Origin of the sequence: Nocardioides marmotae (genome assembly GCF_013177455.1) — a bacterium.
Lineage (GTDB): Bacteria > Actinomycetota > Actinomycetes > Propionibacteriales > Nocardioidaceae > Nocardioides > Nocardioides marmotae.
The window spans coordinates 3,230,883-3,245,531 of record NZ_CP053660.1; the positions used below are offsets into that span (position 1 = coordinate 3,230,883).

The 14,649-nt window shown below is 74.1% G+C and carries 15 protein-coding genes; 3 read left to right on the forward strand and 12 right to left on the reverse strand.

Translation table 11 applies throughout. The features are described from left to right. Nucleotides 1-7: 7 nt before the first annotated feature. The 8 genes from HPC71_RS15430 to fadD1 all read right to left on the reverse strand — a co-directional run bounded on the left by HPC71_RS15430 (nucleotide 8) and on the right by fadD1 (nucleotide 8,066). A complete protein-coding gene (locus tag HPC71_RS15430; protein WP_171896890.1) occupies nucleotides 8-1,471 on the reverse strand; it encodes an aldehyde dehydrogenase in 1,464 nt (487 codons plus the stop codon). Continuing rightward, nucleotides 1,468-2,121, reverse strand: coding sequence for a nuclear transport factor 2 family protein (locus HPC71_RS15435; protein WP_195849515.1), 654 nt, complete (start codon nucleotides 2,119-2,121; stop codon nucleotides 1,468-1,470). The genes HPC71_RS15430 and HPC71_RS15435 overlap by 4 nt, the downstream gene beginning before the upstream one ends. Then, nucleotides 2,118-2,354 carry a ferredoxin gene (locus HPC71_RS15440; RefSeq protein ID WP_216656432.1) on the reverse strand — a complete coding sequence of 79 codons (237 nt, stop codon included), beginning with the start codon at nucleotides 2,352-2,354 and terminating at the stop codon, nucleotides 2,118-2,120. Before HPC71_RS15440 ends, HPC71_RS15435 begins: the two co-directional genes overlap by 4 nt. Then, a complete protein-coding gene (locus HPC71_RS15445; protein WP_284438243.1) occupies nucleotides 2,351-3,736 on the reverse strand; it encodes a cytochrome P450 in 1,386 nt (461 codons plus the stop codon). Before HPC71_RS15445 ends, HPC71_RS15440 begins: the two co-directional genes overlap by 4 nt. Beyond that, nucleotides 3,733-4,539, reverse strand: a complete 807-nt coding sequence (locus HPC71_RS15450; RefSeq protein ID WP_154614839.1) for an SDR family oxidoreductase — start codon at nucleotides 4,537-4,539, stop codon at nucleotides 3,733-3,735. Before HPC71_RS15450 ends, HPC71_RS15445 begins: the two co-directional genes overlap by 4 nt. Nucleotides 4,540-4,546: 7 nt before the next feature. Continuing rightward, complete coding sequence (locus HPC71_RS15455) at nucleotides 4,547-5,812, reverse strand: cytochrome P450 (protein WP_253943737.1); 1,266 nt, start codon at nucleotides 5,810-5,812, stop codon at nucleotides 4,547-4,549. Then, nucleotides 5,809-6,375, reverse strand: a complete 567-nt coding sequence (locus HPC71_RS15460; RefSeq protein ID WP_216656433.1) for a TetR/AcrR family transcriptional regulator — start codon at nucleotides 6,373-6,375, stop codon at nucleotides 5,809-5,811. The genes HPC71_RS15455 and HPC71_RS15460 overlap by 4 nt, the downstream gene beginning before the upstream one ends. Before the next feature lie 98 nt (nucleotides 6,376-6,473). Further along, on the reverse strand, nucleotides 6,474-8,066 hold the full coding sequence (gene fadD1, locus HPC71_RS15465; RefSeq protein ID WP_154614838.1) for a fatty-acid--CoA ligase FadD1: 1,593 nt from the start codon (nucleotides 8,064-8,066) through the stop codon (nucleotides 6,474-6,476). Between the two features lie 158 nt (nucleotides 8,067-8,224). On the opposite strand from fadD1, the gene HPC71_RS15470 reads away from it, so the two are divergent. Then, the gene (locus HPC71_RS15470; protein ID WP_154614837.1) at nucleotides 8,225-9,487 is read left to right on the forward strand and encodes a hypothetical protein; all 1,263 of its coding nucleotides are present in this window, start codon (nucleotides 8,225-8,227) and stop codon (nucleotides 9,485-9,487) included. Beyond that, a complete protein-coding gene (locus HPC71_RS15475; protein WP_171896892.1) occupies nucleotides 9,484-10,140 on the forward strand; it encodes a PaaI family thioesterase in 657 nt (218 codons plus the stop codon). Before HPC71_RS15470 ends, HPC71_RS15475 begins: the two co-directional genes overlap by 4 nt. Nucleotides 10,141-10,144: 4 nt before the next feature. On the opposite strand, the gene HPC71_RS15480 is transcribed toward HPC71_RS15475, so the two are convergent. The 4 genes from HPC71_RS15480 to HPC71_RS15495 form a co-directional block, all read right to left on the reverse strand. Then, nucleotides 10,145-11,479 carry an alpha/beta hydrolase domain-containing protein gene (locus tag HPC71_RS15480; protein WP_154614836.1) on the reverse strand — a complete coding sequence of 445 codons (1,335 nt, stop codon included), beginning with the start codon at nucleotides 11,477-11,479 and terminating at the stop codon, nucleotides 10,145-10,147. A gap of 133 nt (nucleotides 11,480-11,612) precedes the next feature. Then, nucleotides 11,613-12,251, reverse strand: a complete 639-nt coding sequence (locus HPC71_RS15485; protein WP_154613217.1) for a 3-oxoacid CoA-transferase subunit B — start codon at nucleotides 12,249-12,251, stop codon at nucleotides 11,613-11,615. Continuing rightward, on the reverse strand, nucleotides 12,248-13,012 hold the full coding sequence (locus tag HPC71_RS15490; RefSeq protein WP_154614835.1) for a CoA transferase subunit A: 765 nt from the start codon (nucleotides 13,010-13,012) through the stop codon (nucleotides 12,248-12,250). The genes HPC71_RS15485 and HPC71_RS15490 overlap by 4 nt, the downstream gene beginning before the upstream one ends. A 35-nt stretch (nucleotides 13,013-13,047) precedes the next feature. Next, complete coding sequence (locus HPC71_RS15495; RefSeq protein ID WP_154614834.1) at nucleotides 13,048-13,347, reverse strand: hypothetical protein; 300 nt, start codon at nucleotides 13,345-13,347, stop codon at nucleotides 13,048-13,050. Between the two features lie 83 nt (nucleotides 13,348-13,430). Between HPC71_RS15495 and HPC71_RS15500 the strand changes: the two genes are divergently transcribed. Then, a complete protein-coding gene (locus HPC71_RS15500) occupies nucleotides 13,431-14,507 on the forward strand; it encodes an aromatic acid exporter family protein (protein ID WP_154614833.1) in 1,077 nt (358 codons plus the stop codon). The last annotated feature ends 142 nt before the right edge of the window (nucleotides 14,508-14,649 follow it).

The window sequence follows — 14,649 nt, forward strand, 5'->3', positions numbered from 1 at the left end:
CGGTAGGTCAGGCGGGGAAGGCCAGGGACTTGGTCTCGAGGTACTCCTCGAAGCCGGCGACGCCCATCTCCCGGCCGAGGCCGGACTGCTTGTAACCGCCGAAGGGGACGTCGGGGCTGAACCACACCCCGCCGTTGACGGCGAGCGTCCCGGTGCGGATCCGGTCGGCCACGGCCTTGGCCCGCTCCAGCGATCCGGAGTCGACCGAGCCGGACAGGCCGTACGCCGAGTCGTTGGCGATCCGCACGGCGTCGTCGTCCCCGTCGTGGGCGAGGACGACGAGCACCGGGCCGAAGATCTCCTCCTGGGCGACCCGCGCGGAGCTGTCGAGGCCGGCCACGACGGTGGGGGCGACCCAGTAGCCGGGGCGGTCCAGGACGTGCCCGCCGGTGGCGAACGTGCCCCCCTCGGCCTCGGCCAGCCGCAGGTAGGACTCCACCCGGTCGCGCTGTGCCTGGGAGATCACCGGCCCGCAGATGGCGCCGGGGTCGGCGGGGTCCTTGACCCCGATCGACTCCATCGTCGCCGCGGCGACCTGCACCGCCTCGTCGTACCGCTCGCGCGGCACCACCAGGCGGGTGGTGATCGCGCAGCCCTGGCCGGCGTGGATGCAGGCGGTGAACGCCGTGGCGCCGGCGACCGCGGCGACGTCGGCGTCGTCGAGCGCGATCGCCGCGGACTTGCCGCCGAGCTCGAGGAAGACCTTCTTCAGCGTCGGCGCCGCCGCGGCCATGATCGCCCGCCCGGTCGCGGTGGAGCCGGTGAAGGAGACCATGTCGACCCGCGGGTCGCTGGCCAGCACCGCGGCGACCTCGTTCGACCGCGGGGTCACCACGTTGAGGACCCCGGCGGGCAGGTCGGTGCGCTCGGCGGCGATCCGGCCCAGCTCGGCGGCGACCCAGGGCGTGTCCGGCGCCGGCTTGAGCACGACGGTGCAGCCGGCCGCCAGCGCCGGGCCGATCTTGGCGAGGTTGATCTGGGTGGGCACGTTCCAGGGGGTGATCGCGGCGACGACGCCGACCGGCTCGCGGCGCACCGTGCGGCGCGAGGCGATCCCCATCGGCTTCGCGACGCCGAGGTCGGTCTCGAACTCGTAGGACTCCAGCAGGTCGGTGACCCACCGCAGCCCGTCGACCGGCACGTCGAAGCCGGCCGCGCCCATCATGAAGCCGGGCATGCCGACCTCGGCGGTGGTCAGCGCCGTGAACGTCTCGGCCTCCTCCAGCAGCGCGGCGTGCAGCTGGCGCAGGCAGCGCACCCGCAGCGCCACGTCGGTGGACCAGGCGCTCTCGTCGAAGGCCCGCCGGGCCGCGGCGATCGCGGCGTCCACGTCGGCGGCCGTGCCGTCGGGGGCGTGGCCGATGACCTCGCCGGTCGCCGGGCCGAGGATCGGGTACGTCGCCCCGTCGCTCGCCGGGAGCAGCTTGCCGTCGATGAGCTGCTGGGCCGGCGGGGTGGCCAGCGCGGTCACGGCGTCCGCTCCGCGGGCTGGGTCGTCGGCTGGGTCGTCGGCTGGGGCCGCACGTGCAGCCCGGCCTCGACCGGCGGCGGCCACACCGGCGAGGGGATGTCGGCGAGGTGGTAGTGCCCGGGGACGCCGTGGCCGGTGACCTTCATCCGCTCCAGCAGCGTGTCGGGCGCCTTGCCGGACTTCAGGATCGCCATGAAGGTGTGGGCGGTCGAGGGCATGTCGAACCAGTCGCGCTGCCAGGCGATCTTCAGCTGCCCGGCGTCGGCGCCGGTGGTCTGCCGCTCGATGCCGAACCAGGAGCCGCCGATGCCGAGGATCTCGTGCTCCTTGCCGGTCGCGTCGTCGACGATCCCCGAGCGCTGCTTCCAGAAGCCGACGACCATCCCGTTGGACTCGTCCATCACGGTGGCGACGTAGTCGTAGTGCCAGCCGTCGAAGCCGTCCATCTCGATGCCGATGGCCCAGTCGCGGATCTGGTCGCGGCCCACGGCCATGAAGTGCTCGTCGACGGAGTACATCCAGCCGTAGCTGGCGTCCTCGGCGTACAGCTCGGCGAGCAGCCGCCAGTCGCCCAGCCGCTCGGCCTCGCGGTTGGCGGCCAGCCAGCCGTCCCAGAAGTCCTCGAGCTGGGCGCGGGTCAGGTCGGTCATGCGGGGTCCTCCTCGATGGGCCCGTCCTCGATGCTGAGGGCGAAGGCTGGGCAGTACTTGACGGCTTGGGTGACGTCGGCGCGCCGCGACTCCGCGGGCCGCTCCTCAAGCACGACGACCACGTCGGCGCCCTCGTCGAAGCCGAAGACGTCGGGCGCCTCGCCCTGGCACAGCTGGTGGCCCTGGCACAGGTCGAGGTCGGCGAGGACCCGCATCGAGGCCATCGCGCTCATCGGCCCGGCCGGCGGCGGTAGCGCACGCGGCAGGGCTGCTCGAGCTGGATGACCATCTTGGTGACGTCGTCGCGGTAGGAGTCCAACGGCTGCGCGGCCTCGAAGGTGAAGTCGCGCAGGACCACCGAGAAGATCGCCTTCATCTGCATCATCGCGAAGGCGTTGCCGACGCAGCGGTGCCGGCCGGCGCCGAAGGGGATCCAGGTCCAGCGGTTCTGGAGGTCCTCCTGGCGCGGGTCGAGGTAGCGGCCCGGGTCGAAGGCGTCGGCGTCGGGGAAGTCCTCCTCGATCCGGTTGGAGACCCGCGGCGAGGACGCCACGACCGTGCCGGCGGGGATGGTGCGGCCGAGCAGCTCGACGTCCTCCTGGACCAGCCGCATCAAGATGATCAGCGGCGGGTGCAGCCGCAGGGTCTCCTTGAGCACCGACTCCAGCACCGGGATCGAGCGCAGCGCCTGGAAGGAGACCTCGGAGCCGCCCGCGTAGAGGTCGTCGAGCTCGGCGACCACCTGCCCCATCACCTCGGGGTGGCGCAGCAGCTCGATCATCGCCCAGGACGCCGTGCCGCTGCTGGTGTGGTGGCCGGCGAACATCATCGAGATGAAGATCCCGGTGATGTAGTCGGCCGACATCTCCAGCGAGATCAGCACGTCGAGCAGGTCGCGCTCCTCGCGCGGCACCGGCCCGCGCTCCACCCGCCGGTCGACGATGCCCTGCACGAGGGCGACGAGCTCCTCGCGGGCCGCGTCGCGGCGGCGGAAGGAGTCGATGTCGGCGTACGCGTCGACGTAGGCGATGGCGTCCGTGCCGTGCTCGAGCTCGTGGTAGGCCCGGGCGAAGCGGCTGTCGAGCTCCTCGCGGAACGGCTTGCCGATCAGGCACGCCGAGGTGGTGTAGATCGTCAGCTCGGCGAAGAAGTCGAGCAGGTCGACCTCGCCCTCCTCGCCCCAGCCGGCGACCATCCGGCGGATCTCGGCCTCGATGGTCTGCGCGTGGCCGCGCATCATGTCCCCGCGCAGCGCCTGGTTCTTCAGCATCTGCTGGCGCTCCTCGGGGCTGGCGTCGAAGACGACGCCCTGGCCGAAGATCGGGGTCATGAAGGGGTACGCCGCGGCCTGGTCGAGCGTGGCGTCCGGCGCCCGGAAGAACGCCTCGTTGCCCTCGGCGCCGGAGACCAGCACGACGTCCTTGTCGGCCAGCCGGAAACGGCCGAGGTCGCCGCACTCCTCGCGGACCCGGTGGAAGAGGCCGACCGGGTCGACCCGCATCTCCGGGAGGTGGCCGGTGCCGCGGATGATCGCGGGCACCTCGGGGCCCTGGTCGTCGAGCACCATCGACACCTCGGGGATGTCAGCCAGCAGGTCCTGCGTGGTCGTGGTCATGACGGGTCCTCCGCTGTGGGTGTCACGGGTGTCACGGGCGCCTCGGGGTTGACGTCGACGGGGCTGAGGTGGACCCCGCGGGGGGCGCCGACGACGGTGGCGATCGCGTCGGCGACGGCGCGGGCCTTGAGGAAGTGCGGGTGCCGGGCCAGCCCGAAGCGGACCCACTGCTCGAGGACGAACGCCGTCTCCTCGGCGTCCCAGTCGCTGCCCATCTCGCTCCAGGTCGGGCCGGGCCGCACGACCGAGGCGCGCACGCCGGTGCCCTCGAGCTCCATCTGCAGCGACGCCACGAGCCCCTCCAGGCCGGCCTTGCTCGCGCTGTAGGCCGACATGAACGGCCGGGCCCGCAGGGCGACGTCGGAGGAGACGAAGAGGACGTCCCCGCGGCGCCGCGCGACCATCGCCGGCACGAACGCCTGCACCAGCCGGTAGGGCCCCACGAGGTTGACGTCGAGCTCGCGGGCGAACCGCTCGGCGCCGACCTCGAGCAGCCGGCCGGGGCCGACCAGGCCGGCGTTGCTGACCACCACCTCGACGTCGCCGAGGTCGGCCCGCACCTTGGCCGCGAAGTCCGCGACCGCCTCGTCGGAGGAGACGTCCAGCGGGTGCGCGACGGCCTCCCCGCCCTCGGCGCGGATCGCGGCGGCGAGCTCCTCGCAGCGGTCGGTACGCCGCGCGCCCAGCGCGACCGGGAAGCCGGCCGCGGCCAGCGCCCGGGCCGTCTCCGCGCCGATGCCCGACGAGGCGCCGGCGACGACCGCGGGGCGCCGCTCGGGCTGGGTGTACCTGCCCGCGCTCATCGCGTGCTCATCGCAGCGTCACCCGGGCCGGCAGCGAGGCGAAGCCGCGCACGCTGGTGGAGTGGACGCGCACCGCGGCCCCGTGGTCGACCTCGAGGTCGGCGCTGACCCGGACCAGGTGGTCGAGCACCACCCGGGCCTCGAGCCGCGCGAGGTTGGCGCCGAGGCAGAAGTGCCGCCCGCCGCCGAAGCTGAGGATCTGCGCGAGCTCGGCGCGGTCGCGGTGCAGGTCGAAGACGGTCGGGTCGGTGAAGACCGTCTCGTCCCGGTTGGCCGACCCGAGCAGGAGCAGCAGCTTCGCGCCCGCCGGCGCGACCGTGCCGTGGAGGGCGAGGTCGCGCTTGAGGTGGCGGGCCACCATCTGGCTGGAGGTGTCGTGACGCAGCGTCTCCTCGATCCACGGCACGACCAGCCCGTCCGCGCCGGGCCCGGCGGCCAGCACCTCGGCGAGCTGGGCGGGGTGCGCGGTGAGGTGGAACAGCGCGTTGCCGAGCAGCTTGGTGGTCGTCTCGTTGCCCGCGACGACCATGAGGAAGAGGAACGCGATGATCTCCTCGTCGGCCAGGTGGTCGACCTCGCCGCTGCCGTCGTCGATCCGGGCGGCCAGCAGCGCGCTGGTGAGGTCCTCGGTGGGCTGCCGGCGACGCTCGGCCAGCATGCCGGCGTAGTAGCCCACGAGGGTCAGCGCCGCGTCCATGCCGGCCGGCGGGACGTCGTGCACGCCCTCCTCGCGGTGGACCACGAGGTCGGCCAGGCGGCGTACCTCGTCGCGGTCGGCCGGCGGGACGCCCATCATCTCGGAGATGACGTCCATGGGGAGCTTGCCGGCGAAGGCGGTGATCCAGTCCAGGTCGACCTCGTCGCCGCTGCCGGCGCCGTCGAGCGCGAGGCCGAGGTAGTGCTCGCTCAGCGCCTGCACGCGCGGCTCGAGCTCGCGGACGCGGCGCGGGGTGAAGGCGCGGGAGACCAGCGAGCGCAGCCGCGCCTGGTGCGGGGGGTCCATCGCCAGGAACGACATCACCTTGTGCGCGTGCGGCCCCCAGGCGCTCTTGTCGAGGGAGACGCCCATCGCGTTGGAGAACGTCTCGTCGTCGCGCACCGCGGCCGCGACGTCTGCGTGCCGGCTCAGCGCCCAGAAGTCGTGCTCGGTGTTGTGGTGCAGCGGCTCCTCGGCGCGCAGCCGCGCGTAGACCGGGTAGGGGTCCTCGTGGACGTCGTAGTCGTAGGGGTCGAAGTGCAGCGGCGCGGCCGCGGGCTCGACGTCGGTGCTCACGCGTGGCCCTCCAGGATCGCGGCGACCACGGCGTCGAGCCGCTCGCCCATGTCGGTGTAGGTCATGACGCCCATGCCGGCCTGGAGCAGCGCCCCGGAGAAGGCGAGCACCAGCGCCTCGAGGACGGCGGGGTCGGCCTGCTCCCCCAGCGCCCGGGAGAACCGGTCGAGGAACTCCCCGCCGATGCGCAGCCGCAGCCGCGCGACGTCGGCGTCGGAGCTGAGCAGCGCCGGGGTGACCGCGGCGGCGAGCGCCGGGCTGTCCGCCAGCCGCTCGGCCATCCGGCGGGTGACGTCCTGGACCCGCGCGACCGGGTCGCCGCCCTCGGGCTCGCGGTCGGCGTCCTCGGCGAGGTGGCGCCAGAACAGCTCGGCGAAGAGGTGGTTCTTGGAGGCGAAGTAGGTGTACGCCGTCGCCGGCGAGACCCCCGCCCGCCCGGCCACCGACCGGATCGTCAGCGCCTCGTGGCCGACCTCGTCCAGCTCCTCGGCGCCCGCAGCGAACAACCGCTCGACGGTCTCCGCACGCCGGGACCCGAGCCCCTGCCGCGGAGCGCTGGACACATAACTGGACACCTGTCCAATCTAGAACGTGTTCTCGTTGGTGCGCAAGGGTCTTCGCCGGCCTTCTGCTGGTTGAGCAGCGAGCGCCAGCGAGCGAGTCAGGCGGGGACGGGGGCGGAGCTGGGGGCGTAGGACCGGCCCCGCTCCTCGCGGACCCACAGCTCGCCGTTGCCGGGGGTGGGGCCCTGGGCGATGAGCTCGCGCTTGACGACCTTGTTGGTGGCGGTGGCCGGGAGGTCGGGGGCGATCCGGACGTAGCGCGGCCAGGCCTTCGGGGACAGGTCGGCCTGCTCGGCCAGGAACGCCTCGAGCTCGGCGGGGCTCAGCGTGGCGTCGTCCTGCAGCACGATCGCGGCCATGACCTGGTCGCCGACGTTGCCGTCGGGGACGGCGTACACGGCGACCCGGTTCAGCTGCGGGAGGCGGAGCAGGATCCGCTCGATCGGGGCGGCGGCGAGGTTCTCGCCGTCGACGCGCATCCAGTCCGCCGTGCGGCCGGCGAGGTAGATCCAGCCGTCGGCGTCGCGGTAGGCGAGGTCGCCGGACCAGTACATCCCGTGCCGCATCCGCTCCTCGTTGGCGGTGGCGTCGTTGTAGTAGCCCTGGAAGTAGCCGGCGCCCTGGGTGTTGACCAGCTCGCCGACGGCGCGATCGGCATTGACCAGCGCGCCGTGCTCGTCGAAGCGCGCGGGCTCGCACTCGGTGACGGCCTCGGGGTCGTAGATGCCGACGTCGGGCATCCCCTTGCCGATCGAGCCGGTCGGCGTGCCGGGCTCGCGCAGGATGATGATCGCCAGCTCGGTCGACCCGAAGCCGTCCATCACGTCGCAGCCGAACCGGCGGCCGAACTCCTCGATGTCGCGGTCGCTCGCCTCGTTGCCGAAGGCGACACGCAGGGTGTTCTCGGCGTCGTCGGGCTGCTCGGGGGTGGCCAGGACGTAGGCCAGCGGCTTGCCGACGTAGTTCATGTAGGTCACGCCGTGGCGCCGCACGTCGTCGAGGAAGCGGGAGGCGGAGAACCTCGCCGGCACCATCGCCGCGCCCGCGCCGACCGCCGGCGCCCAGCCGGCCACGACCGCGTTGGAGTGGAACAGCGGCATGGAGAGGTAGCAGACGTCGTCGGCGGTCAGCGAGAACCGGTCGACGAGGTTCATCCCGGAGAACAGCACCATCAGGTGCGCCACCTGCACCGCCTTGGGCTCCCCGCTGGTGCCGGAGGTGAAGATCATCATGAAGGTGTCCATCGCCTCGACCTCGCGGTGCGGGACGAGCGGCCCCGCGGCGGCCACGAGGCCGTCGTACTCCGGCGACCCGACCTCCACCACCCGCACGCCGTCGAGGTCGAGCCCCTCGACCAGGCCCCGGTGGTCGGCGTCGGTGAGCAGCACCTGCGCGTCGGAGCGGCGTACGTCGGCGACCAGGCCGTCCCCGCGCCGGGTGTTGTTGATCCCGCACAGGACGTAGCCGCCGAGCGCCGCGGCGGCCATCGACCGCAGCATGTCGGGGGTGTTCCCGAGCAGGACGGCGACGTGGACCGGCCGCTCGGCGTCGACGAGCCCGAGGAGCGCGGACGCCTCGGCCGAGGCCTCGGCGACGTGCTCGCGCCAGGTCCAGCTGCGGTCGCCGTACCTGATCGCGACCCCGTCGTCCTCGGCCCGCTCCCGCACCAGCTGCTGCACGTTCTCCGCCATGGTTCGCCCCTCCGGCTGCTCGTTCCTGGAACGTGTTCCAGTTCACTCGACGCGCGTCAACATGGCCCGAGATGTGACGTACGTCAACCTGTTCGGCCGAAGTCGGCACCGATGTCAACACTGTTGACACCCCTGCGGCGGTGCCCGACGATGCCCGCATGCCCAGCCGGTACGCCGACCTCTCGCGCGCCCAGCTCGCCGCCCTCGTGCCCGAGCTGCTGCTCATCGGGCAGCTCATCGACCGCTCCGGGATGGCCTGGTGCATCTCGGCGTTCGGCCGCGAGGAGATGGCGCAGATCGCGATCGAGGAGTGGGCCGCGGCCTCGCCGATCTACACCCGCCGGATGCAGCAGGCGCTGGGGTACGCCGGCCCGCCGGACGAGGGCGACGTGGTCACGATCTTCAAGGGCCTGCAGCTCGACATCGGCGCTCCCCCGCAGTTCATGGACTTCCGCTACACCGTCCACGACCGGTGGAGCGGGGAGTTCCACCTCGACCACTGCGGCGCGCTGATGGACGTCGAGCCGATGGGTCCGGACTACGTCCGCTCGATGTGCCACACCATCGAGGACCCGACCTTCGACGCGACCGCCGTCGCGACCAACCCGCGCGCCCAGGTCCGCCCGATCCACCGCCCGCCGCGCGTCCCCGCCGGCCGCACCCCGCACTGCGCCTGGACGGTGCGGATCGACCCGGCGCACCCGCCGGTCGAGGGCATCCCCGCGCTCGCGGTCAACGCGCGCTCGCGGGCCGCGTCCCTCGAGCTGGACCCGATCGACCCGCGCGAGGAGGGCGCCGCCGACTACGCCGGGCCCCTCGTCGACGACCTCGACTTCAGCGCGTTCAGCCACTCCGCCCTCGTCCGGATCGCCGACGAGGTCTGCCTCCAGATGCACCTGCTCGACCTGGCCTTCCTGCTCGCGGTGCGGGCCCGCGCCGGCGACGACGAGGCCGGCCGGGCCCAGCTGCGCACGATCGCGACCAAGCAGCTGGTCGGCATCGCCGGGGTCGCCGCGGGCCGGATCCGCCGGGCGCTCGACCTGCCCGCGGACGCGGGCGGCGCGCTCGAGGTGCTGCGGCTGCACCCGCTGCTCAACCCGGCGGCGTACGTCGAGGCGTCGTTCGGGGCGGCCACGCTCACGGTCGCGCCCTCGGCCGCCCACGAGGACGGCGCCTGGCTCGCGCTGGTCGGGCCCGGCTCGCCCGAGCCGCTGCGGGCCGCCGTGCGCGGGGTCAGCCCGCTGCTCGACGTCGAGGTGACCGGCGCGGAGCAGACGTGGACCGCGACCGTCGTGACCCGCGAGGAGCCGGCGCGCGAGCACGACGAGGTGGCGGTGACCCGGATCAGCACGGGCGCGGACTTCGCCTTCGAGCCGCGGCGGTCGCTGCCGATCTTCTCGGTCCAGGGAGCGCCCGCGTGAGCGCACCGGGCCAGGCGCCCTCGGCCGGCTACGCCGCGGTCTTCGTCCACGAGGACGTCCCGACCGCCGAGGTCGACCGGCTCGAGGCGCTGCACCGTCCGCTCGCCGACAGCGTCCGCGACCTCGTCGACGCCACGATCCGCACCACCGTCGAGGACGAGGAGGTGCGCGCGGTCCGCGCCGAGGTCGACGCGCTCGTCGCCCGGCTGCGCGCCCGCCAGCTCGACGGCCCCGCGGGCGTCCGCTACAACGCCGAGGGGCGCACCTGGAGCTGGGGCAACGCCGTGGTCGGCGAGCGCAACGCGGTCGCGCCGCCGCTGGAGGTCGTGCGCGACCCCGACGGGCTGGTGCACGCCGACACGGTGCTCGGCGCGGCGTACGAGGGGCCGCCCGGCATGGTCCACGGCGGCGTCGGCGCGCTGCTGCTCGACCACGTCATGGGGGTCGCCGCCAGCGCGCACCAGCGGGTCACGCTGACCGGGACGCTCACGATGCGCTACGTCCGCAGCACCCCGCTCGGGCCGGTCCGCGTCGAGGCGCGGATCGAGCGCGAGGAGGGCCGCAAGGTCTTCGTCGTCGCCACCCTGGGCGACCCCGACGGGGTCACCGTCGAGGCCGACGGGGTCTTCATCGTCCCGCGCTGGGCGGTCTGAGGCATCACCCCAGCGCGGCCGCCACGAGGTCGGTCCGCGCCTCGGCGAGCACCGCGGCGCGGTCCTCGGCCAGCACGAACCCGGCCGCGATCGCGGCGTCGGTCGCCCGCTCGTACGCCGCCAGGTACGCCGCGGGGTCGGCGTACCGCTCCCGGACCCGCTCGGCGGCCAGCGGCACCGTGCTGCCGAAGAGCTCGCAGATCACCGGCGCCCCCGGCTCGGTGTCGCCGGAGAGCACCTCGACGGCCGCGTCGACCACCGGCGTGCGGACCCCGCCGCACGCGTTGCCGAGGTCGTCGGCCACGAACCGCCCGTCGCTGACCTCCAGCCGCTCGGCGCGCGGCGCGGCCGGCCCGCCCCGCGCCCACGCCTCGAGGTGGCGCAGCGCGGCGCGCAGGACGTAGGCCTGCTGGCCGCGGTTGACCGGCCGCGGGCAGGAGAGGTACTCCTCGAAGTCGCCGATCTGGAACTTGTCGGCGTGCGCCGTGCCGGCCACCTCCCACAGCCGGACCCGCTCGCTGTCGGGCTGGCGGGCGGGCAGGTAGGCCAGCCGCCCGGTCAGGTCGGTCTCGGTCTGCACCATCACCACCGGCACGTCGAGGTCCTCGCGGATCCGGGTCGGGGCGTGGGTGCGGAAGACGCCGATGTCGACGGCCTCCCCCGGCTCGCCCAGCGGCATCGCGGCGCCGCCGCGGGAGTGGACCAGGAAGCCGTCGAAGCGGCCGGTGAGCGGCTGCACGCCGTTCGCGTGGCTGGTCAGGGCGTACGCCGACTGCGACTCCCCCACCGCCAGCAGGCAGCTCACCTCACCGAGGTCGGCGGCCAGCCGCTCGACCAGCGCGCCGGCGACCTCGGAGTAGATCCCGTAGGCGTAGGCGTCGCCGGGGTGGTGCAGCGCGGCGTACCGCTCCTGGCCGCGCAGCCCCGCGCTCGGCGCGCCCAGGCCGACCGCGGAGACGCCGCCCATCACCCCGATATGCTGGGCCGAGACGCCCGCCCAGGCGTGCCCGCGCCGCAGGACCTCCTCGGCCAGGTAGGTCCAGTCGGGCGCCGCGTCGATGCCGGAGCTGACGTTGAGCCACTCCACGAGCAGCGTCCCGCTGTACGCCGCCGGGTCGGCCGGCGCGCGGAGCACGACCCGGGTCGCGAAGTCCGCCCGGTCGCGCTCGGCCAGCGCCCAGCGGCCGTCGCCCGGGAGCTCGTCGGCTCGGTAGGAGGTCGCCGTCCCGGCCGCGAGCAGCTCGGTCTCGGCGTACCCGGCCGCGGCCAGGTCGGGCCCCGGCCGGGCGGCCAGCAGGCCGTGGTCGCCGGGCGGCAGGGGCGTCAGCGTGGTGGCCATGGCGCGATGGTGCCCCCTCCGCGGCCCGGGTGGAGGCGGTTCGGCCGAGCCGGGCCCGCGCCTTCGGCCGGCGCGGGCCGGCGCGGGCCGGCGCGGGCCAGCGCGGGCCAGCGCGGCTCAGCGCAGCGGCGGCTCAGCGCAGCGGCGGCTCGGTCTTGTCGCGGACCTCGTCCTCGGTGACGCCGGGCGCGAGCTCGACGAGCCGCAGCCCGCCGCCCTCGGCGGCCGGGACGACGTCGATGACGGCGAGGTCGGTGATGATCCGCTGCACGACCCCGCGGCCGGTGTAGGGCAGTGAGCACTCCTCGACGATCTTGTAGGACCCGTCGCGGGCGACGTGCTCCATCAGCACGATCACCTTCTTCGCGCCGTGGACCAGGTCCATGGCGCCGCCCATGCCCTTGACCATCTTCCCGGGGATCATCCAGTTGGCGATGTCCCCGGCCGCGCTGACCTGCATCGCGCCGAGGATCGCGGCGTCGATCTTGCCGCCGCGGATCATCCCGAAGCTGGTCGCGGAGTCGAAGAACGACGCCCCGCGCCGCACGGTCACGGTCTCCTTGCCGGCGTTGACCAGGTCGGCGTCCTCCTCGCCCGCGACCGGGTAGGCCCCGACGCCGAGGATGCCGTTCTCCGACTGCAGCACCAGCTCGACGTCGTCGGCGACGTAGCTCGGCACCAGCGTCGGCAGCCCGATCCCGAGGTTGACGTACGACCCGTCGCTCAGCTCGGCGGCCGCCCGCGCGGCCATCTCCTCGCGGCTCCAGCTCATCGGACCATCCTCTTCTCGATGCGCTTGTCGGCGGCCTGCTCGGGGGTCAGCGCGACCACGCGCTGCACGAACACCCCGGGCGTGTGCACGTGGTTGGGATCGATCTCGCCGGGCTCGACGAGCTCCTCGACCTCCGCGATGGTGACCCGCCCGCACATCGCCGCCAGCGGGTTGAAGTTGCGCGCGGAGTCCCGGTAGACGAGGTTGCCGTGCCGGTCACCGCGCCAGGCCCGCACCAGCGCGAAGTCCGCCACGATCGCGTGCTCCAGCACGAACTCCTTCGGGCCCTCGGGGGTCTCGAAGGTCTCGGTCCGCTTGGGCGGGGAGGAGACCACGACGTTCCCGTCGCTGTCGTAGCGCCATGGCAGCCCGCCCTCGGCGACCTGCGTGCCGACCCCGGTGGCGGTGTAGAACGCCGGGATCCCCGACCCGCCCGCGCGCATCCGCTCCGCGAGCGTGCCCTGCGGGGTCAGCTCGACCTCGAGCTCCCCGGCGAGATACTGCCGGGCGAACTCACGGTTCTCCCCGACGTAGGAGGCCACCATCCGCCGCAGCCGACCGGCCGCGAGCAGCCGGCCCAGCCCCCAGTCGTCGACCCCGGCGTTGTTCGAGACCGCCTCGAGGTCCCTCACGCCGGAGGCCAGCAACGCCTCGATCAGCACCGACGGGATCCCGCACAACCCGAAGCCGCCCACGGCCACGGTCGACCCGTTCCCGATGTCGGCGACCGCCTCGGCAGCCGACCCGCTCACCTTGTCCATCCGGCGATCCAAGCACGCCGGGCGCGCCTACGGGATCAGCGCGGCGTCGGCGCGCGGCCGGAGGGCCGGGCCGAGCCGGCGAGGGCGAGGACCCGCCCGACGTGGGCCGGCAACAGGTCGACCGGGGCCGCCCGGCCCGGCAGCCCGGGGTTGGGCCGGACGAACCAGCCGGTGATCGCGTCGAGGTCGTAGCCCTGCTCGGCGAGGACGGAGGCGACCGCCTCGACGTCGTCGCGGGGCGCACCTGCTTCGTCGTACCAGAAGGCCGGGCGGTCGCGGCGGTCCCCGCGCTCGACCGCGGTCAGCGTCACCGGCCGTGCCGTTCCCGAGTCCATGCCCCCACGGTGCCGCCGATCGAGTGTGACCACTCTCACCCCAGGGGGTGAACGCAACCATCGACGCGGGTACCCGGGTGGGTATGTCCGCGACACCCCCCACCGAGCTCCTGCGCCGCGCGCGCGTGGCCACCTGGCTGCACCCGCGGTGGCTGCTCGCCCTCAAGACCGCCCTCGCCGCCGGCCTCGCCTGGCTCCTGGTCCAACCGGTCGGCGGCGACCTCGGGCAGTACCACTACTACGCGCCGATGGGCGCCGCGGTCGCGATGTCGACCACGGTCGTCGGCTCGGTGCGCACCTCGCTGCAGACCATCGTCGCGATCGCCATCGGCGCCGCGATCGCGACCGGCGTCGGCGCCCTCGACGCGCCGGGCTGGCTCGCGCTGGGGCTGACCATCGCGGTGGCCACCCTGATCGCGGGGTTGCACCTGCTCGGGTCGATGGGCGGGTGGGTGCTCGTCGCGGCGCTCTTCGTGCTGGTCATCGGCGGGCGCGACCCGGGGGCGTACGTCGCGGCGTACCTCGGGCTCACGGCGTTCGGCGCCCTCGTCGCCACCGCCGTCAACGCCCTGCTGCCCCAGCTGCCGCTCGCGCCGGTGGCCCGCGCCCAGGCCCGGCTGCGGCACCGGCTGGCCGCGGAGCTCGACGGCCTCGCGGAGGCCCTGCTCGGCGAGGACGTGGTCCACGAGTCGACGTGGGAGGAGCAGCGGCGGCGCCTCGAGCCGCACCTGACCAGCCTGCGCGAGCTCGTCGCGGAGGCCGACGACGCCCGCCGCGCCAACTGGCGGGCCGGCCGCTGGTCGCAGACCGCCGACCGCCGCTACACCCAGGCCCGGGCGCTCGAGCGGCTCGCCGGCTGCGTCGACGAGGTCTCCGTGCTGGTCTCGGACCAGCGCTCCGCCGTCCACGCCGACGAGGAGTCGGCCCGCGAGCTGCGCGAGACGATGGCGCGCGCGATGCGGGCGGTGGCCACCATGCTCCGCAGCGCGGATGAGGACCCGGTCGAGGAGGACGCCGACGACGCCCCCACCGCCGATGCCGAGCGCACCGTGGCGGAGCTCGGCCTGCTCGTCGCCCAGCTCGCCAGCCTCGACGACAAGCACCTGCCCGCCGCCGCCGTCTGGGTCAACCTCGAGCGGGCCGTCGAGGCCTGGGCCTGACCCTCCCCCGCGGATCGCCTGCTAGCCCGGCTAGCGGGCGGCCCCGGCCTTGTAACGCATCGTTCACCGCTCTTCCTGCATGTTGCAGCGTGCAGGAAGAGCAGCGAACAGTGCGTTACAAGCGGCGGACGCCGACCACCGC

What these genes read in the sequence shown, in the direction of transcription:
- HPC71_RS15435 (WP_195849515.1), bottom strand. Translation starts at nt 2,121, where the DNA reads ATGACCGACCTGACCCGCGCCCAGCTCGAGGACTTCTGGGACGGCTGG.
- HPC71_RS15440 (WP_216656432.1), bottom strand. Translation starts at nt 2,354, where the DNA reads ATGAGCGCGATGGCCTCGATGCGGGTCCTCGCCGACCTCGACCTGTGC.
- HPC71_RS15445 (WP_284438243.1), bottom strand. Translation starts at nt 3,736, where the DNA reads ATGACCACGACCACGCAGGACCTGCTGGCTGACATCCCCGAGGTGTCG.
- HPC71_RS15450 (WP_154614839.1), bottom strand. Translation starts at nt 4,539, where the DNA reads ATGAGCGCGGGCAGGTACACCCAGCCCGAGCGGCGCCCCGCGGTCGTC.
- fadD1 (WP_154614838.1), bottom strand. Translation starts at nt 8,066, where the DNA reads ATGGCGGAGAACGTGCAGCAGCTGGTGCGGGAGCGGGCCGAGGACGAC.
- HPC71_RS15470 (WP_154614837.1), top strand. Translation starts at nt 8,225, where the DNA reads ATGCCCAGCCGGTACGCCGACCTCTCGCGCGCCCAGCTCGCCGCCCTC.
- HPC71_RS15480 (WP_154614836.1), bottom strand. Translation starts at nt 11,479, where the DNA reads ATGGCCACCACGCTGACGCCCCTGCCGCCCGGCGACCACGGCCTGCTG.
- HPC71_RS15485 (WP_154613217.1), bottom strand. Translation starts at nt 12,251, where the DNA reads ATGAGCTGGAGCCGCGAGGAGATGGCCGCGCGGGCGGCCGCCGAGCTG.
- HPC71_RS15490 (WP_154614835.1), bottom strand. Translation starts at nt 13,012, where the DNA reads ATGGACAAGGTGAGCGGGTCGGCTGCCGAGGCGGTCGCCGACATCGGG.
- HPC71_RS15495 (WP_154614834.1), bottom strand. Translation starts at nt 13,347, where the DNA reads ATGGACTCGGGAACGGCACGGCCGGTGACGCTGACCGCGGTCGAGCGC.
- HPC71_RS15500 (WP_154614833.1), top strand. Translation starts at nt 13,431, where the DNA reads ATGTCCGCGACACCCCCCACCGAGCTCCTGCGCCGCGCGCGCGTGGCC.